Source organism: Alcaligenes sp. GW821-FHT11D07 (genome assembly GCF_058808495.1).
The window spans coordinates 171520-188551 of the sequence record NZ_JBXART010000004.1; the positions used below are offsets into that span (position 1 = coordinate 171520).

The window sequence follows — 17032 nt, forward strand, 5'->3', positions numbered from 1 at the left end:
TTTGCCGTTATGGAATTCGATCGGGCCGGTGTACGTGCATTAATGGAAATTACCCAGCGTCCGGAGTTGGTCTTTGTGCGAGGAGAAGGTTCCTGGCTACAAGATCACAACGGCAAGCGATACCTGGACACCGTCCAGGGCTGGGCCGTGAACGCACTGGGCCACAGCCCCGCCAACGTCATCAAGGCCATCACTGAACAAGCGTCCAAGCTGATCAACCCTTCGCCTGCGTTCTACAACGAGCCCTCTATCGCGCTGGCCAAGCGCATTGTGGAGCACTCCTGCTTTGACCGCGTGTTCTTTGCCAACAGTGGTGGTGAAGCTAACGAAGGCGCTATCAAGCTGGCTCGTAAATGGGGCCAGATCAACAAGAACAACGCGTTCAAGATCATCTCTTTTGAGCACTCGTTCCATGGTCGTACCCTGGCCACCATGTCCTTGTCCGGCAAACCCGGCTGGGATCGCATGTTTGCCCCGCAGGTCGATGGTTTTCCTAAAGCCCAGCTGAACGATCTGGAGTCGGTGCGCGCTTTGATCGACGATCAAACCGTGGGCATCATGCTGGAGCCTGTTCAGGGCGAAGCCGGTGTCATTCCCGCTACCGTGGAATTCATGCAAGGCCTGCGTGCCCTGGCTGACGAACACAAACTGCTCTTGATCGTGGACGAAGTGCAAACGGGCATGGGCCGTACTGGCACCATGTTTGCCTACGAACATTCGGGTATTCGTCCAGACATCATGACCTTGGGTAAAGGCATTGGTGGTGGTGTGCCGCTGTCCGCTTTGTGTGCCCGCGAAGAAGTGTCCTGCTTCCAACCTGGTGACCAAGGCGGTACCTACAACGGTAACCCCCTGATGACGGCTGCCGGCGTGGCGGTATTTGACGAACTGGCTGCCCCTGGCTTCCTGGATTCGGTCAATGCCCGTTCCAAGCAACTGTCCGAAGGCTTGCTGGCAATCAGCGCCAAGTGGGGCATGAATGGCGAACGTGGCGCAGGTCTGCTGCGCGCCTTGATCCTGGATCAGGACGATGGCCCAGAAATTGTGGCTGCCGCTCGCGATCGCGCTCCTGAAGGCATGTTGCTGAACTCGCCACGTCCTAACTTGCTGCGCTTCATGCCAGCGCTGAACATCACGGCCGACGAAATCGACCTGATGCTGGCCTGGCTGGACGAGATCCTGGTTAAGGTTCGCGGCTAAGTCTGAGCAAGGCGTCTGATGGCGCCGCAGTAAATGAATGCCCTGAAGGCTGTTTGTCAGCTCTCAGGGCATTTTTTTGTCTGCGAGTCGGAAAGTTCGGCTGATTTCTGTCCCGCTTGAGGCCTGTGTGGGCTTGGTCGGACGGCGTGTGGGCAGACCCTAAGCACCATTTTCACAACTTAGTTTATTGTTAAAAATAATATAAATATCAATAACTTAAAGTAATTTTGATGAGCCAATATGGCGCATAAGTAAATGAATGTTCTGTTGTGGTGCGAGGGGCATCGAGCCGATTTAATAGAAGCTTCTAAGATTTGTCTGCATCAGCAGGCCAACCCAGTGAGGCACTGTTTATCATGCTCCAGCATTTGTCCAAATTCATCGTAGCTAGTGCCCTTGTGCTGGCTGTCTCTCCTGCCATTGCAGCTGACTCTTTACGTATCGGTGTGGTGCCCGGTGCGTATGCCGACTCCATCAATGCGGCGGCCCAGGATGCCAAGGCCCAAGGCATCAATGTGCAGGTGATTGAGTTCACCGACTGGACCACGCCCAATGTTGCCGTAGCGAACGGCGATATTGATATCAACTACTTCCAGCACCAGCCTTTCCTGAAAAACGCGATCGAAAAAAATGGCTACAAGCTGGCCAGTGCCGGCACCGGCATCCTTGCCAATGTGGGCGTGTATTCGCTGAAACATGCCTCCGTCGATCAAGTGCCTGAAGGCGGCAAGGTAGGCATTGCCAACGATCCGGTCAATCAGGGACGCGGCTTGTTGCTGCTGCAAAAAGTGGGACTGATCACGCTCAAGCCGGAAGTGGGATACCTGGGCAATTTGGATGACATTGTCGAGAACCCTAAAAAGCTCAGCTTTGTAGAAGTGGAAGGCCCGCAGCTGGTTCGAATCACGGGCGATGTGGATATTGCCCAAGGCTATCCGCACTTTATTGTGGCGGCTAAAGCCTTTGATCCCTCCAGTGGCTTGGCTTATTCCGGGATCGAGGACTCACAGTTTGCGATTCAATTCGTTGTTCAGGCAGACCGCGCCAACGATCCTGTGATTCAAAAGTTCATTAGTATTTATCAAAACTCCCCTTCTGTGCGCGACATAACCCGCTCCGCGTTCAACAATGATCCGCGCTTGTACACCTTGGCTTGGCTGAACGCCGCAAAAGGAGCGAAGTAATGGCTGCTCGTAACCCGCGCCGTTTCACGCTTTGGGCCTTGGGTCTGGTCCTGACGGCAGTGATTCCCCTGAACAGTTCGGCGGCTGTCATCAAAGTGGGCTCCATACCGGGCGCTACGTCTGATGCGGTTCAGGCCCTGATTCCGGAAGCCAAACAACAGGGCCTGGATATTGAGCTGGTGGAATTTACGGATTGGACGCTGCCCAATGAGGCCGTCAACAATCGAGATATTGATGTCAATTTTTTCCAGCACGAAGCGTTTCTGAAAAACGCGATTAAAGAGCGTGGCTACGATCTGAAATTTATCGGTCTGGGTCTGCTGCAAAACATCGGCCTGTACTCCAACAAGCATCAATCCCTGGCGCAGGTGCCGGATGGGGCGACTGTCTCGCTGCCTAACGACCCGGTCAATCAAGGGCGCGGTTTATTGCTCTTGCAAAAAGCAGGCTTGCTGACGCTGCGCCATGGTCTGGATACCGGCGCGACCATTAATGATGTGGTGGGCAATCCGAAAAAGCTCAAGCTGGTAGAAATTGAAGGCCCTCAGTTGATCCATTCACTGCCGGACGTGGATTTGGCGGTGGTGTGGCCCAGCTACTTTGTCAGTGCCGGCCGCAAGGCGGATGCGGGCAAGGCCCTGGCGTATTCCGGCATTGCGGACACCTTCTATGCCATGGGTTTTGTGACGCGCCAAGACCGCGCCAATGACCCTGCCTTACAGCAATTTGTTGAGCTGTTTCAGCAGTCGCAAGCGGTGCGCAGCACGATTGATGATCGCTTTGATCACAACCCCAATCTTTACACCTTGCCGTGGCAGGGTAGTCAGCGCAAGGAGTAAGCGACATGGCATACACAACAGCGCTGCGGCGTAATGTAGATGAACGGTTTGAGACCGGACAGGAAGCGGCTCAGCCGCGTGTAGAACCTGAAAGCAAGGTGCCCGAAGCGGCTCGGCAGGCGGTGTCCGCGCAAGCGACCCGTGCAGGTAGCGTGGCGTTTCGTAATCTGTCCAAGGTGTATCAGTCCTCCGCAGGTGCCGTGCCTGCACTGCAAGACATTGATCTGGATATTGAGCCGGGCAGCATCTTTGGCATTATTGGCCGCAGTGGCGCGGGCAAGTCCAGCTTGCTGCGCACCATCAATCGCCTGGAGCGCCCTACGGACGGCCAGGTACTGGTAGATGGCGTAGACATCGCCTTATTGAATGAGTCGGAGCTGGTCAAACTGCGCCGACGCATTGGCATGATTTTTCAGCACTTCAATTTGCTGTCCGCGAAAACCGTGTACGAGAACGTCGCCCTGCCCTTGAAAGTCGCCGGGGTGCCAGCGCAAGCCCTGGCCCAGCGCGTTCAGGAACTCTTGCAACTGGTGGGCTTGCAGGACAAGGCGGACACCTATCCCAGTCGCTTGTCGGGCGGGCAAAAGCAGCGCGTGGGCATTGCCCGGGCGCTGGCTACCGGGCCGCAGATTCTTCTGTGTGACGAGGCAACGTCGGCCCTGGACCCGGAAACGACGCAATCTATTCTGAGTTTGCTCAAAGATATCAACCGTCGCCTGGGCATCACCGTGGTGCTGATTACGCACGAGATGAGCGTGATCCGGGAAATTGCGGACCGGGTATTGGTGCTGGAGAAAGGCCGCATTGCCGAGCTGGGCGAGGTCTGGCGGGTCTTTGGCAAACCCCAGCATGACGCGACCAAAGCGCTGCTGGCTCCGCTGCAACACAATCTGCCCGAGGATCTGCAGGCAAGGTTGGTACAGCAGCGCCCCAAGGCCGGTGTGTACAGCCGCATCTTGCAGTTGAGCTATAGCGGCGAAGGGGGATGGGAGCCAGATTTGCTGCGCATCGCTCGCAGCCTGCCCGGCCAACCGCAATTGGTACATGGCGGGGTGGACCGCATTCAGGGCCATGCACAAGGCAGCTTGCTGGTCGCGATTGAAGGGCATGTGACATTGCCTGATTTGAAATCTTTGACGCAAGGCCCGGCGGCCATCGCGCATCACATTGAGGACATTGGCTATGTTGTGGAATCTGAGTATCCCCGCTGAGCGTTATTGGCAGGCCTTGCTGGATACGCTGATGATGGTGGGCGTGTCCGGTGTCGTGGCGTTTCTGGCGGGTATTCCGCTGGCGGTGCTCTTGATTGTGACGGCCCCCAATGGTTTTTGGGAGTCGCCCAAGATCAACCGTGTCGTGGGCAGCGTAGTGAATGGCTTTCGCGCCACGCCCTTCATTGTCTTGCTGGTGGCGTTGATTCCCTTCACTCGCCTGTTGGCGGGCACCACGATTGGGGTGTGGGCAGCCATTGTGCCGCTGGCGATCAGCGCGACACCTTTTTTCGCCCGCATAGCGGAGGTCAGCCTGCGCGAGGTGGATGAGGGCTTGATCGAGGCGGCGCAGGCCATGGGCTGCAAGAAATGGGACATCGTGCGCCATGTCTATTTGCCCGAAGCCCTGCCCGGCATTATCGGGGGCTTCACGATTACCTTGGTGGCCTTGATCAGTTCTTCGGCCATGGCGGGCGCAGTGGGCGCCGGCGGACTGGGTGATCTGGCCATCCGCTACGGCTATCAACGCTTTGATACCCAGGTCATGCTGATTGTGATTGCTGTACTGATTGCACTGGTGACGGTGGTGCAGTTTGCCGGAGACCGTTACGTGCACTGGTTGCGCGGCCGTTAAATCAGGCGCTGCACGCGCCTGCCCCCTCCTTTTTTAGTAACTGAAAAGAGTACCGTATGACTGATCGGAATACTCAGGGCGAAGCTTTGCCCGCAACAATCGCAGAACAGCGTTTGCCGCTGCCTCCCCAAGTGCCCTACCGCATTCGCAGCGAGGCCGAAGCGATTGCGATTGCACAGCAATTGGCCGCTGAATTTGCGCAAACAGCCGCCGAGCGTGACCGCTTGCGTCAATTGCCCTGGGACGAGATAGAGCGTTATACCGCCAGCGGTCTAGGCGCCATCACCATCCCTAAAGCCTATGGCGGCCTGGAAGCATCCAAGGCCACACTGGCCCAGGTGTTTGCCATCATTAGTGCGGCTGACGCCTCATTGGGGCAGATTCCGCAAAACCATTTTGCCTTGATCCAGAACGTGAATGACACCGGCTCTGAGGCGCAAAAGCAGCGCTGGTTTGGTGCCGTGCTCAAGGGAGCGCGTCTGGGCAATGCCGGACCCGAAAAAAAGGGCAAAGCGGCACGGATTACTGATCTCACCGCGCAACTGAGTCGGCAGGCAGATGGCAGCTTGCGCGTCAGCGGCACGCGCTTTTATTCCACTGGCGCTTTGTTCGCGCACTGGATTCCTTTTCGCGCCGCCGATGAGCAAGGCCGTAGCGTGCAAGTCTGGGTGCCCGCGGATGCGCCGGGCGTACAAGTGATTGACGACTGGAATGCATTTGGTCAGCGCACTACCGCCAGTGGCAGCGTGGTGTTTGATCAGGTGCAGGTTGAGCCAGACAACATCATTGAAAGTTGGCGTTTTGCGGATGTGCCTTCTCTTTCCGGGCCTGTTTCGCAGCTGATTCAGGCCAGTATTGATGCAGGTATCGCGCAGGGAGCCTTGCAGGACGCGCTGGATTTTGTACGTCATCGGGCGCGGCCCTGGGGCGACTCAGGTGTGGACAGCGCCACGCAAGACCCGCACATCATTCAAGAGGTGGGTGCCTTGCAGATCGAAGTCGATGCGGCCCAGGAAGTCTTGCTGGAGACCGCCCGCTTGCTTGATGCCTTGGCAGCGCAGCCGATTGATGCGGCGCTTAGCGCCCGCGCCTCTGCCGCGGTGGCCGAGGCCAAGATTCTGACTACTGAAGCCGCGCTCAATGCCAGCGAGCAGCTATTCGCCTTGGCGGGCTCATCGTCTACTCGTGCTGCTCACAATCTGGACCGCCATTGGCGTAATGCCCGCGTCCACACCTTGCACGATCCGGTGCGCTGGAAATACCACTTGCTGGGCAACTATCTGCTCAATGGCACCGCGCCACGCTATCACCAATGGAATTGAGGCCATGACGACACAGATATCCCAAGCTGTACCTATCATCCAGTCCGAGGCCCAGGCGCTACAAGCGGCAGAATGGTTTGCTCAGTTGGTTGCCGATAAAGCTCTGGAGCGCGACCGCGACCGCATCTTGCCCTACCAGGAGGTCGAGCAATTTAGCCAAAGCGGCTTATGGGGCATCACCGTCCCCAAGGAATACGGCGGCGCCGGTGTTTCTACCGAGGTGCTGGCCCAGGTGGTGCATCGCATTGCCGCAGCCGATGGCAATTTTGGTCATATCCCGCAGAACCACTACTACGCGTTGGAAGTGCTGCGGGTAGGGGCAACGCACGAGCAAAAAGCCTTTTTCTATGATCAGGTGTTGAAGGGAAAGCGCTTTGGCAATGCCTTGGCCGAGATCGGCAAGAAGGATTTTGTACGCCGTACGCAATTGCTTAAAGAGCCAGATGGCTGGTTTGTGGATGGCCGCAAATTCTATTGCACCGGCTCCTTGTTTGCGCACTGGATTCCTACGCTCACGACGGCGCAAGATGATGGCCGCCTGTATCTGGTGTTCGTGCCGCGTGGCGCAGCCGGCGTGACGCTGACGGACGATTGGGACGGCTTTGGCCAGCGCGTGACAGGCAGTGGTTCAGTGGAGTTTCAGCGCGTCCAGGTCCAGCCGCAATGGGTGGTGCCGTTTACGGATTCGTTCGATCGTCCGACCACCATAGGCCCCTTTGCACAGATCATCCACGCCGCGCTGGATTTGGGGATTGGCCAGGGCGCTTTCGAGGCCACCTTGTCTTTTGTACGTGAGCACAGCCGCCCCTGGATTGATGCCGGTGTAGATAGCGCGGCCCAGGACCCCTTGCTTTTGCAGGAGGTGGGCAATGTGCATCTGCGTTTACGTGCGGCAAAGGCCTTGCTGACACGCGCTGTCCGCTTTGTAGACGCTGCGCAGCAAGCCCCGGACGAAGACAGTGTGGCGCAGGCTTCGGTAGCGGTTGCGCAGGCCAAGGCGCTGGCCACCAGCGCCAGCGTGCTGGCCGGCAGCAAGCTGTTTGAGCTGGCCGGGACCGGAGCCACCTTGTCACAACATGGGCTGGACCGCTATTGGCGTAATGCTCGCGTCCATACCCTGCACGATCCGGTGCGCTGGAAATACCACGCAGTGGGCAACTATGCCCTCAATGGTGTGCGCCCGCCACGTCATGGAGCCCTGTGATGTTGATCCCAACTGTGCATGCGCCTGAATGCCGCGTTGAGCAAACAGCTGGCAGCCCGTGCCGGATAACGGTCTGGTGATTTGATAGCGGGCGTGGATTTGCGCCCGGCCTTCCCCTTTTTTGACTGGAATTTGATTGATGAACGTAGCGCAATTTCTGAAGAAACTGACCGTCTTGAGCGTCATGGCGACTGCCGCGCTTTTGTCGCACACGGCAGCCTCGGCCCCCTTAAGGATTGGTGTGGTTCCCGGCATTTTTGCGGACTCAGTGGGGGTGGCGGCCCAGGAAGCGAAAAAGCAGGGGCTGGATATTCAGGTGATCGAGTTCACGGATTGGGCCACGCCCAATGTGGCCTTGGATGCCGGTGATATTGACTTGAATTACTACCAAAACAGCAATTACCTGGCTAATGCCGTGCGTGACAAGGGGTTTGAACTGGTCAGTGTGCAGCCCGGCATTCTGTCCTATCTGGGCCTGTATTCGCTGAAGTACCCGTCGCTGGCCGAGCTGCCCGATGGGGCCAAGGTGGCGATTGCCAGCGATGCGGTAAATGTGGGGCGGGGTTTGCGTCTGTTGGAGCATGCAGGCTTGATTGAATTGCGTCCCGATACAGGCTTGCTAAGTACGCTGGATGATATTGCCGCCAACCCAAAAAAATTGAAGTTTGTGGAGGTAGAGGGACCGCAACTGGCCCGTGCCACGCAAGACGTGGATTTGGCCCAGGGCTTTCCGTATTTCATCCTGGCTTCCAATGCTTTTGATGCCCGAAAAGCCTTGGCCTTAACCAGTTACGAGGACGACTCCTGGGCGATTCAGTTTGTGGCGCGCCATGACAAGGCCAGTGATCCGCGTATTGCGCAGTTTCTGGAGGTCTATAAAACCTCCCCTGCTGTGCGCCAGGCTATCGACCAGTTCTATCAAGGTGAACAAAAACTGTATCGCTTGAGCTGGATAAAGAACTAAGCAAGGAGACGGACAAATGACGCAGCCATTGCCACCGAACAAGCACATCCATATCAACGCTTTCAATATGAATTGCGTTGGCCATATTCATCATGGACTGTGGACGCATCCGCGTGACCGCTCAACCGAATATCACAGCCTGAAGTACTGGACCGATCTGGCCAAAACACTGGAAAAGGGCTTGTTCGACGGCATTTTCATGGCCGATGTGGTGGGCTACTACGACGTCTACCAGCAAGGTGTGGACCTGACCCTGCGGGAAGGGATTCAACTGCCGGTGAACAATCCCTGGCTGCTGGTCTCTGCCATGGCCGCGGTGACCGAGCATCTGGGTTTTGGCCTGACGGCCACCGTGGCGGCGTACCATCCTTACACCTTTGCGCGGGATGTCAGCACACTGGATCAGCTGAGCAATGGCCGTATCGGCTGGAACATTGTGACCGGCTACGTGGACAGTGGTGCACGCGGCCTGGGGCAAGATGGTTTGGATGCGCACGACAGTCGTTATGACCGTGCGGAGGACTTTTTGCAGCTGGCCTACAAGCTGTGGGAAGGCAGTTGGGAAGAAGGGGCGCTGATTGCCGACAAACAGCGCCGCATTCATGCCTTGCCGGAGAAAGTTCATACGGTTCACCACGAAGGGCCGTTTTACCGCAGCAATGCCATTCACATGAGTGCGCCCTCCCCGCAGCGCACCCCCTTATTGTTTCAGGCAGGTACATCGCCACGTGGCGTGCAATTTGCCGGTCAGCATGCCGAAGGCGTTTTCATCGGTGCGCGGGACCCGCAGACCGCGCGGGAGGCCTCCCGCAAGCTGCGCCAGGCGGCGGTGGATGCGGGACGGCAAGCGCAGGATCTGAAAATCTATGCAGGCGTGGCGGTGGTGACCGGAGCGACAGAAGCCGAGGCCAAAGAGAAATACGCGGACTATCTGGCCCATGCCAGCTCTGAAGGCGGTCTGGCGCATTTTGCTGCGAGCACGGGGGTGGATTTTTCCCAATACGACCTGGACGAGCCTATTCAGTTTGGCCCCAGCAATGCCATTCAATCAGCAGCGGCAGCAGCGCAAAAACAGGGTTGGACGACGCGTCGCAAACTGCTGGACCAATTCACGCTGGGCAGCCGCTACAAGACGCTTGTGGGGGACCCGCAGCAAGTGGCCGATGCGCTGACCAACTGGATTGATGAAGGTGAGATCGACGGTTTTAACCTGACCCGCATTGTCGTGCCCGAGACCTGGGAGGACTTTGCCAGCTACATCGTTCCTGAGCTGCAAAACCGGGGCCGCTATCGCACTGCTTACGAAGGCGGGACCTTGCGCCAACAGCTGTTTGGCCAAGGCGACCGTTTGCCTGCTCATCATCCAGCCGTGCAATGGCGGCACACACCTTCCCAATCGCCCGATCAGGCCCAGCCTGGCAGCCAGGAGTTTGCCCGCTCTGCTGTGTCGGCAAGCTGAAGGGGCTGCGGCAAGGCTGCCTGTAGTGCTTTGCGTTTTTTTGCTGACGACTCTTTTTCCCTAAGGACCTGAGCATGTTGTTTGTCCGTTTTTCATTGCGTGTTTTGTCCGCTGTTGCGGCGTTTGGTTTGGCGGGTAGCTTGTCGGCTGCACCGCTAAAAATAGGGGTGACACCCGGTTCGTTGGCGGACTCTGTCAACGTGGCCGCTGCCCAGGCCAAGCAAGCAGGGCTGGAGGTGCAAGTGATCGAATTCACTGACTGGACCACGCCCAACACGGCCCTGGCATCCGGAGATCTGGATTTGAACTATTTCCAGCATCAGGCATTTTTGGACAACGCCGTGGCGGAACGGGCTTATGCCATTGAAAGCGTGGCTTACGGCCTGCTTCCCAATATTGGCCTGTATTCCAAGAAGTACGCATCGCTGGACGACCTGCCGGAGCAAGCGGCAGTGGGCGTGGCCAACGACCCGGTCAATCAGGCCAGGGGTTTGCTGCTCTTGCAGGCGGCCGGTTTGATTCAGTTAAAGGAAGGCCTGGGGGCGCGGGCCTCTGTCAATGACGTGACGGCGAACCCGCGCAAGCTGCAGTTTGTGGAAGTGGAAGGGCCGCAACTGGTGCGTGCGGCGGACGACCTGGCCTTGGTTCAAGGCTACCCGGCTCATTTTGTGAATGCGGGCCAGGCCGAGCTGGCCAGCAAGGCTTTGCAGTACTCCACCGTGGATGATCTGTACTACGCCATCCGCTTTGTGGCGCGCAGCAGCCATACGGATGATCCACGCATTGCCCAGTTTGTTGATATTTACCAAAACTCCCCTGCCGTGGCCGAGCAAATCGACCAGTCTTTTGCAGGAGATAAAAACTTGTATTCCTTGCCTTGGAAAACGGCGAAATAGTGGCTGATCTGGCCGCCTGTTTAGGCAGGGATGCAGGTTCTGATCTAAACGCGGGGACGCGTGAATATGCTGTCCCTGGTCTTACCTTTGCTCTTGTAAGGGAGCCTGCTCACCATGACTGATTTCTCTACTGCCTTCGCCCCTGACCATGCGTCTGCGCGGTTCGCAGCCCCCCAGCCCGCAGTTGCTCCGGATCTTGCACAATTGCGAGTCCGGTTTGGCGCGATTTTTCAACGAATTGCCGATACCTCAGCCGAGCGGGAACACACCCGGACCTTGGCATACGCCCCGGTTCTATGGCTGAAAGACAGCGGTTTTACTGCCTTGCGTGTGCCGCAATGCTGGGGAGGCAGTGGCGTGTCGCTTCCAGTGTTTTTTGAGTTGCTGCAGGACCTGGCGGCGGCCGACTCGAACGTGGCGCAAATTCTGCGGCCACATTTCGGTTTTATCGACCGGCTTTTACTGGATCGTGATGCTGACACCCAGGCCCATTGGTTGCCCTTGGCGGCTCAAGGGGCAATTTTCGGAAATGCCACAACGGAGACAGGCCAAGGCGTGGTGGGCCAAATTCAAACGACGTTGGAACCCGATGCCGAGCAAGCAGGCCAATGGCGCTTGAATGGCCGCAAATTCTATAGCACGGGCACCTTATACGCAGATTGGGTCACGGTGGTGGCGCGCAGCACTACGCCAGGGCAAGAGGATGAGACAGTGCATGCCGTGGTACCTACCGATCTGGCCGGTGTAGAGCGCCTGGATGACTGGCATGGTTTCGGGCAGCGCCTGACCGGTTCCGGCACCACCGTGTTGACGGATGTGCTGGTGCCGGAGAGCGCCATCATTCGTTTCCCCCGGCAAGAGCCCACGCCTTTGGTGGCGTATTTTCAATTGGTGCATTTGGCTACCTTGGCCGGTATTGCCCGTGCGGTGCAGCGCGATGCCGTGGCCTATGTACAAGCCCGTAAACGGGTCTTTAGCCATGGCACAGCGGCTTTGCCTAAGGACGATCCCTTGGTCCAACAGATTGTGGGTGAATTGTCGGGTACGGCCTATATCGCCCAACTGGCAGTGCGTGATGTGGCGGCGAATTTACAGACCATTGCCGAACAGCGGGCGGCGGGTGTGGACATATCGCGGGAGGCATTGGACGCGCTGGAACTGCGCACGGCTCAGGCGCAGGTCTCGATTGTGGAGCCGGTCCTGCGGGCGGCCACTCGCCTGTTTGATGTGGGTGGTTCGACGGCTCTGGAAGAATCCCGTCGCTTGGATCGCCATTGGCGCAACGCACGTGCCTTGGCGTCCCATAATCCGGTGGTATATAAGGCTCGTTCAGTGGGCGATATTTTGCTTAATGATGCCGAGCCTGTGTACTACTGGCATGTGGGGACTCAGGCAAGCTGAAGCGTTGGCGCAGATCGCTGGATGACAGGTAAAGGGCGCGAATCAATCGCGCCCTTTTCGTGCTGTACCAAGGAGTGATGACCCTTTACGGCGCTAATTGAAAAAGCCGGGCCGCATTGTCATAAAGCAGCTTGTCCAGGATGGAGTCCTTGAAACCTAGCGCTTGAAAGTCCTCAATGCTCTGGCGTATGGGGCGGAAGGTATAGGACGAGCCAAACAGCAATTGCTCGGACAGAAAACTGTTGGCTGCCTCTACATAGGCCTCTTTGCCTGGCTGGAAAAGGTACATGTCCGGCACCAGATGCACGTTCTCGTGCAGGAAGGCCAGGCCAATGGCTTGCTGCACATTGGGCCAGTAGCCGTGATAGACGACTAAAGGCAGATCGGGAAAGGCTTTAGCGACTTTCGCCAGTCCAGCCGGATCGTTATAGCGCAGGTCCGGAGTGGTCGGGCCGCTCATCAGAAAAACGGGCACTTTCAGGTGGCGGGCGAGCTCGTAGACAGGCCAGTAAATGGGGTCATCCGGGTGGCGGGCAGGGAGGCCAAAACCGGGCTCAATATCAATGCCGGACAGGCCCAGTTCCTTGATGGCACGCTCGGCCTCCGCCAACGCGGCCTGCTCGCCTTGCAGGGCCGGGTCAATTCCGGCAATGCCCAGCAGTTCATCGTGGCCGTGCACAATTTGGTGAATGGTATCGATAGGCAGATGCTGCGACGGGGTGTGGCGACCCACAACCACGGCTTTGCTCAGACCAGCTTGCCGCACTTCGTCCAGAAAACCTTCTTGGCTCAGTGATTTTTCAAAATGAGTGTCGCTGCCGCGAGTCCCTACGCGGCGGTTCAACCAGCGGGCGGTGGCGTGTTCAGGTGAGCCGGGTTCAGCTCCAAAAAATTTATGCAGGAAGGCAGGTCTGCAACGCAGGTCTATGATTTTCTGGCTCATGATGCGGAAGAAAGTTGCTGGTTTTGAATACCGCGACCGTCAAAGGCGCCACCGGTTTGGGCGCGATCGCTGATGGTGACGGCTTGTTTGCCCAGAAGTGGAAAGACCAGTTCGGCAAAGCGAATGGACTCTTCCAGATGCGGGTAGCCGGACAGCACAAAGGAGTCCGCGCCCTGCTCGATATATTCTTGCAAGCGTTGGGCCACGGTCTGGGCATCACCGACCAGCGCAGTGCCTGCCCCGCCCCGCACCAGGCCTACCCCTGCCCACAGGTTCGGGGATATCTCCAACTGATCGCGGCGGCCCCCGTGCAAGGCAGCCATGCGTTTCTGGCCTACCGAATCCATCTTGGCGTAGTTAGCCTGAGCCTGGGCAATATCCTCGTCAGTCAGTTTGCTGATCAGGCGTTCGGCTTCCGCCCAGGCTTCTTCATTGGTTTCACGCACGATGACGTGCAGCCGCACACCCAGCTTTAACTTGCGGCCACGGGCGGCAGCGCGGCGGCGAATGTCATCAAACTTCTGGCCCACGGCAGCAGGAGGTTCACCCCAGGTCAGATAGGCGTCCACGTGCTCGGCGGCCAGTTCGTGCGCCGCGTCCGAGGAACCGCCGAAATACAGCGGCGGGTAGGGCTTTTGCACGGGGGGAAAGAAGTTGCGGCCGTTCTTGACCTTGAAGTGCTTGCCGTGGAAATTGACGGTCTCTCCGGCCAGCAGTTGACGCCAGATCGTCAGGTATTCTTTGGCGTATTCATAGCGGGCGTCATGGTCCAGAAACACGCCTTCGGCGGCCAGTTCTGTCGCATCTCCGCCCGGCACCACGTTCAGCAGCAAGCGGCCATGCAGGGCCTGATCCAGCGAAGCAGCCTGCCGCGCACTGGACACGGGAGCCCCTAACGAAGTGCGCAGCGCAACCAGCAGCTTGATGCGCTGGGTGACAGGCACCAGGCTGGCCGCCACGACCCAGGGGTCCAGGCAAGAGGCCCCGGTAGGAATCAGCAGGCCGTCATAGCCCAGGTTTTCACTGGTGACGGCAATGCTGCGCAGGTATTCGTTGGTGGGCGCGCGGCCAAAGTCGGATTTTCCCAGGTAGCGGGTGTCCCCGGAGGTGGGCAAAAACCAGAAAATATCGGGCGTGGTGGAGGTGATTTGGCTCATGCTGCTTGCGCCTCCAGAGTGGTGACACGCTGTTGTAGCTGGGCCTGTACGCCTTGCAAGACGGGCGCAGCCAGATTAACCGTGCGTTGTATGTGTTGTTGCAGCGCTTCGCTGGTGATCTCGCCGTCCTGAATATCCTCGGGGGTGGCGTACACACCAATTGGCAAGGTCAATGCTTGGAAAAAACTGAACAGGGGGCGCAATTGGTGCTCAATCACCAAGGCATGCCGTTGGCTGCCTCCTGTGGCCGCCAAGAGCACAGGCGTGCCATTCAGGGCGTTCATGTCCACCAGATCAAACAAGTGCTTGAGCAAACCGGGAATGCCGGCGCGAAAGATGGGAGAACCCACGATCAGAAAGTCGGCCTGCTCAATGGCTTTAATGGCCTGGTGTGCGTGGGCAGGCAGTGCGTCCGTGGACAGCGCGGCTCCCAGTTCTGGTAGCAGGCTGACCAGTTCAATATTGTGCACGTCCAATGCCAGTTGATCGTTCAGAGCGTCGCGCAGGGCATCCAGCAACACTTGCGTGCGGGACGGGCGATGCAAACTTCCATTCACGATGACGGTTTTCAGGGGGCGGCTCATGGCTGTTCCTTGCAGTGAAATCATGGCCAGGTGCCGTCAACAGAACGTGCACCCGTGCGGATCAATGTCTTGTATTACATGCCTGATCTGCGCTGCTGCGAAAGACAATTAGCTCATGTGTTTATGGGTGATATGCGTCCTTACTCTTTTGATTTGCATATGAAAAACAGTGTTGTTGAATGTGCAAAAATGAGCTGCCAAATAGAGTCAGTGCAAAGTATCGCAGTGAGTAGAAATGGCCTTGATTTGAGGGGAGTGCCAAATCTGGATAGTGGCACTTGCTGTTGTGCCAGAGCTGGATAGTTTGGTGCCAAATGGATTCATAGAATGAAAACAAGCCAATCCGGGGGATTGGCATCCGACTGTGTCGCAAACACAGCGGTTTTTATTTCTATGAGAGAGACAAGCCATGACTCAAGACAACAGCCCAGCCTACATCGAGACCGAAAAGCGCATCGACAAAGTACGCGATGAATATGCCCTGGTTGAAGGCCATTTCGATACGTCCGAAGAAACGTCTCCCTGGATTCCTTTCGGCCCCAATATCTGGCTGCGCCATTTGAGCTTTGATATTCGCAACAACACCTCGGTGCACATCATGCGGGCAGATAAAGGGGGTTCCTTGGGCCGCCACCGTCACCGTGCCATCGTTACCGGCTACATCCTGTCAGGCAGCCTGCGCTACGAGGAATACGATTGGGTTGCCCGTGCAGGTGACTACATCCACGAAAGCCCCGGCCGCACTCACACCCTGGTGTCGGATGAAGGCATGGAAACCTTGTTCAACCTGGGCACCCCTATCGAGTTTCTGGACGAGAACGACCACATCATTGAAATCATTGATGTGTTCTGGATGATCGACCACTACACCAGCTACTGTAAGAAGCACAATCTGCCCATCAACCAGTCCATGTTCATCTAAGACGGGTTAGGCCTTGTAGTATCAACAGGCCCTCAGATTGGTGTGCTGTCTCTGCCCCGTTTGATGGGGCAGTTCATGAAAGCGCTGCTGGTAGTACGCAGAAAAACGCCCCAGATGCCCAAAGCCATGTGCCAATGCCACCTCGGTGACAGGGGGACGTGGACGGCATTGCAGAACCTGATGCGCGGCATCCAGCCGCAGATTGCGCACCCAGGTCATGGGGGATTGCTGGTAGTGACGACGGCACAGCAGATGCAGGAAGCGGGGGCTGACACCCGCTGCCTGTGCCAGATCATCCAATGAGATGCTGGTGTGCAAATGAGTCAGCACGTAGTTTTTGGCCTGGAGCAGGCGTACTTGCCCTGCCCGGGCTGCCGCACCCATGGACTCATCCATTAGCGCGGGTGCTAGTTGCGGGTTGGCTGGATGGCACAGCAAAAACAGAGCCAGACTATTTTCAATATGGCGGGTCCACACAGCGTGCTCAGAACCAGCCTTGGCTTGTGGCGGCAGCAGCAGCAAATGTTGGATGAGATTGGCCCATTGTGGGCCCATACAGGGGTCTATCTTGTAGGCGCAGCCCCGTATCGAACCATGCTCCCCCAGGCCTTGCGGGTCCAGCCCGTCAAACAGGCGATAGGGAATCTTGACGATCAATTGCTCGCAACCGGCTTGCCACAGCGTACGCACGCTGTGTTTGGGCGAGACCACCGCGATATCACCGGGGTAGGCCGTCAGCTTTTGGCCATCACTGATAAATTCCGCCGTGCCTTGCAGCGACATTTGCACCAGACAGAAATGCTCGAACGCATCAGCGTGAATTTCTACTTCGGCGCCGTAGCCCAGTTTCATCACGCTGATCTGGTCAATATCGCGTCGGTACAGGCTGGTATTGATCCGCCCTCGTCCCCAGTTCAAGGCATGCTTGGAAATCGCCCGACTGAGTGGCTGGTGTGACAGCTCGGCGCTGTGTGAATGAAAGATTGGATGGCGGTGTAATACCGACAGATCCAAACGATGTTCTGCCGACATTGGGAACCCCCGTTCCAGAGCATAAAGATGCGCGTGATCAGTGTGTAGTGTAGAGTTTGCGCTCTTTTCTGGGCATGGGG

General features: G+C 57.4%; 16 protein-coding genes. 12 read left to right on the top strand and 4 right to left on the bottom strand.

Translation table 11 applies throughout. The features are described 5' to 3' along the window. The first annotated feature begins 9 nt into the window (after nucleotides 1–9). The 11 genes from AC1RSM_RS17530 (at nucleotide 10) to AC1RSM_RS17580 (ending at nucleotide 12314) form a co-directional block, all read left to right on the top strand. Nucleotides 10–1200, top strand: a complete 1191-nt coding sequence (locus AC1RSM_RS17530) for an acetylornithine transaminase (protein WP_492933853.1) — start codon at nucleotides 10–12, stop codon at nucleotides 1198–1200. A 356-nt stretch (nucleotides 1201–1556) separates the two neighbouring features. After that, a complete protein-coding gene (locus AC1RSM_RS17535) occupies nucleotides 1557–2384 on the top strand; it encodes a MetQ/NlpA family ABC transporter substrate-binding protein (RefSeq protein ID WP_492933854.1) in 828 nt (275 codons plus the stop codon). Then, nucleotides 2384–3223 (top strand): MetQ/NlpA family ABC transporter substrate-binding protein, encoded by an 840-nt coding sequence (locus AC1RSM_RS17540; protein ID WP_492933855.1) that lies wholly within the window; start codon nucleotides 2384–2386, stop codon nucleotides 3221–3223. Before AC1RSM_RS17535 ends, AC1RSM_RS17540 begins: the two co-directional genes overlap by 1 nt. 5 nt (nucleotides 3224–3228) lie before the next feature. Further along, entirely contained in the window at nucleotides 3229–4434 is a 1206-nt protein-coding gene (locus AC1RSM_RS17545) for a methionine ABC transporter ATP-binding protein (protein ID WP_492933856.1), read from the top strand. Further along, nucleotides 4406–5068 (top strand): methionine ABC transporter permease, encoded by a 663-nt coding sequence (locus tag AC1RSM_RS17550; RefSeq protein ID WP_492933857.1) that lies wholly within the window; start codon nucleotides 4406–4408, stop codon nucleotides 5066–5068. The genes AC1RSM_RS17545 and AC1RSM_RS17550 overlap by 29 nt, the downstream gene beginning before the upstream one ends. A gap of 56 nt (nucleotides 5069–5124) precedes the next feature. Then, nucleotides 5125–6390 (top strand): SfnB family sulfur acquisition oxidoreductase, encoded by a 1266-nt coding sequence (locus AC1RSM_RS17555; RefSeq protein ID WP_492933858.1) that lies wholly within the window; start codon nucleotides 5125–5127, stop codon nucleotides 6388–6390. A gap of 4 nt (nucleotides 6391–6394) precedes the next feature. Next, nucleotides 6395–7594: an SfnB family sulfur acquisition oxidoreductase gene (locus AC1RSM_RS17560; protein ID WP_492933859.1), complete on the top strand. Its 1200-nt coding sequence runs from the start codon at nucleotides 6395–6397 to the stop codon at nucleotides 7592–7594. Nucleotides 7595–7733: 139 nt separating this feature from the next. Further along, nucleotides 7734–8558: a MetQ/NlpA family ABC transporter substrate-binding protein gene (locus AC1RSM_RS17565; protein WP_492933860.1), complete on the top strand. Its 825-nt coding sequence runs from the start codon at nucleotides 7734–7736 to the stop codon at nucleotides 8556–8558. Between the two features lie 16 nt (nucleotides 8559–8574). Further along, nucleotides 8575–10017 carry an LLM class flavin-dependent oxidoreductase gene (locus AC1RSM_RS17570; RefSeq protein ID WP_492933861.1) on the top strand — a complete coding sequence of 481 codons (1443 nt, stop codon included), beginning with the start codon at nucleotides 8575–8577 and terminating at the stop codon, nucleotides 10015–10017. A gap of 74 nt (nucleotides 10018–10091) precedes the next feature. Then, nucleotides 10092–10913 carry a MetQ/NlpA family ABC transporter substrate-binding protein gene (locus tag AC1RSM_RS17575; protein WP_492933862.1) on the top strand — a complete coding sequence of 274 codons (822 nt, stop codon included), beginning with the start codon at nucleotides 10092–10094 and terminating at the stop codon, nucleotides 10911–10913. A 114-nt stretch (nucleotides 10914–11027) separates the two neighbouring features. Then, nucleotides 11028–12314: an acyl-CoA dehydrogenase family protein gene (locus AC1RSM_RS17580; RefSeq protein ID WP_492933863.1), complete on the top strand. Its 1287-nt coding sequence runs from the start codon at nucleotides 11028–11030 to the stop codon at nucleotides 12312–12314. An 85-nt stretch (nucleotides 12315–12399) separates the two neighbouring features. On the opposite strand, the gene AC1RSM_RS17585 is transcribed toward AC1RSM_RS17580, so the two are convergent. From AC1RSM_RS17585 to msuE, 3 genes are read right to left on the bottom strand one after another with little or no spacing between them, the layout of a single operon-like run. Further along, nucleotides 12400–13257, bottom strand: coding sequence for an amidohydrolase family protein (locus AC1RSM_RS17585; protein ID WP_492933864.1), 858 nt, complete (start codon nucleotides 13255–13257; stop codon nucleotides 12400–12402). Continuing rightward, nucleotides 13254–14414: an FMNH2-dependent alkanesulfonate monooxygenase gene (gene ssuD, locus AC1RSM_RS17590; protein ID WP_492933865.1), complete on the bottom strand. Its 1161-nt coding sequence runs from the start codon at nucleotides 14412–14414 to the stop codon at nucleotides 13254–13256. Before ssuD ends, AC1RSM_RS17585 begins: the two co-directional genes overlap by 4 nt. Beyond that, on the bottom strand, nucleotides 14411–14998 hold the full coding sequence (gene msuE, locus AC1RSM_RS17595) for an FMN reductase (protein WP_492933866.1): 588 nt from the start codon (nucleotides 14996–14998) through the stop codon (nucleotides 14411–14413). Before msuE ends, ssuD begins: the two co-directional genes overlap by 4 nt. 409 nt (nucleotides 14999–15407) lie before the next feature. On the opposite strand from msuE, the gene AC1RSM_RS17600 reads away from it, so the two are divergent. After that, entirely contained in the window at nucleotides 15408–15920 is a 513-nt protein-coding gene (locus AC1RSM_RS17600; RefSeq protein WP_492933867.1) for a 2,4'-dihydroxyacetophenone dioxygenase family protein, read from the top strand. A gap of 21 nt (nucleotides 15921–15941) precedes the next feature. Here the strand turns inward: AC1RSM_RS17600 and AC1RSM_RS17605 are convergent, their stop codons facing one another. Continuing rightward, nucleotides 15942–16952 carry an AraC family transcriptional regulator gene (locus AC1RSM_RS17605; protein WP_492933868.1) on the bottom strand — a complete coding sequence of 337 codons (1011 nt, stop codon included), beginning with the start codon at nucleotides 16950–16952 and terminating at the stop codon, nucleotides 15942–15944. Between the last annotated feature and the right edge of the window lie 80 nt (nucleotides 16953–17032).

What these genes read in the sequence shown, in the direction of transcription:
- AC1RSM_RS17580 (WP_492933863.1), top strand. Translation starts at nt 11,028, where the DNA reads ATGACTGATTTCTCTACTGCCTTCGCCCCTGACCATGCGTCTGCGCGG.
- AC1RSM_RS17555 (WP_492933858.1), top strand. Translation starts at nt 5,125, where the DNA reads ATGACTGATCGGAATACTCAGGGCGAAGCTTTGCCCGCAACAATCGCA.
- msuE (WP_492933866.1), bottom strand. Translation starts at nt 14,998, where the DNA reads ATGAGCCGCCCCCTGAAAACCGTCATCGTGAATGGAAGTTTGCATCGC.
- AC1RSM_RS17565 (WP_492933860.1), top strand. Translation starts at nt 7,734, where the DNA reads ATGAACGTAGCGCAATTTCTGAAGAAACTGACCGTCTTGAGCGTCATG.
- AC1RSM_RS17575 (WP_492933862.1), top strand. Translation starts at nt 10,092, where the DNA reads ATGTTGTTTGTCCGTTTTTCATTGCGTGTTTTGTCCGCTGTTGCGGCG.
- ssuD (WP_492933865.1), bottom strand. Translation starts at nt 14,414, where the DNA reads ATGAGCCAAATCACCTCCACCACGCCCGATATTTTCTGGTTTTTGCCC.
- AC1RSM_RS17530 (WP_492933853.1), top strand. Translation starts at nt 10, where the DNA reads ATGGAATTCGATCGGGCCGGTGTACGTGCATTAATGGAAATTACCCAG.
- AC1RSM_RS17600 (WP_492933867.1), top strand. Translation starts at nt 15,408, where the DNA reads ATGACTCAAGACAACAGCCCAGCCTACATCGAGACCGAAAAGCGCATC.
- AC1RSM_RS17560 (WP_492933859.1), top strand. Translation starts at nt 6,395, where the DNA reads ATGACGACACAGATATCCCAAGCTGTACCTATCATCCAGTCCGAGGCC.
- AC1RSM_RS17585 (WP_492933864.1), bottom strand. Translation starts at nt 13,257, where the DNA reads ATGAGCCAGAAAATCATAGACCTGCGTTGCAGACCTGCCTTCCTGCAT.
- AC1RSM_RS17550 (WP_492933857.1), top strand. Translation starts at nt 4,406, where the DNA reads ATGTTGTGGAATCTGAGTATCCCCGCTGAGCGTTATTGGCAGGCCTTG.
- AC1RSM_RS17570 (WP_492933861.1), top strand. Translation starts at nt 8,575, where the DNA reads ATGACGCAGCCATTGCCACCGAACAAGCACATCCATATCAACGCTTTC.
- AC1RSM_RS17545 (WP_492933856.1), top strand. Translation starts at nt 3,229, where the DNA reads ATGGCATACACAACAGCGCTGCGGCGTAATGTAGATGAACGGTTTGAG.
- AC1RSM_RS17540 (WP_492933855.1), top strand. Translation starts at nt 2,384, where the DNA reads ATGGCTGCTCGTAACCCGCGCCGTTTCACGCTTTGGGCCTTGGGTCTG.
- AC1RSM_RS17535 (WP_492933854.1), top strand. Translation starts at nt 1,557, where the DNA reads ATGCTCCAGCATTTGTCCAAATTCATCGTAGCTAGTGCCCTTGTGCTG.
- AC1RSM_RS17605 (WP_492933868.1), bottom strand. Translation starts at nt 16,952, where the DNA reads ATGTCGGCAGAACATCGTTTGGATCTGTCGGTATTACACCGCCATCCA.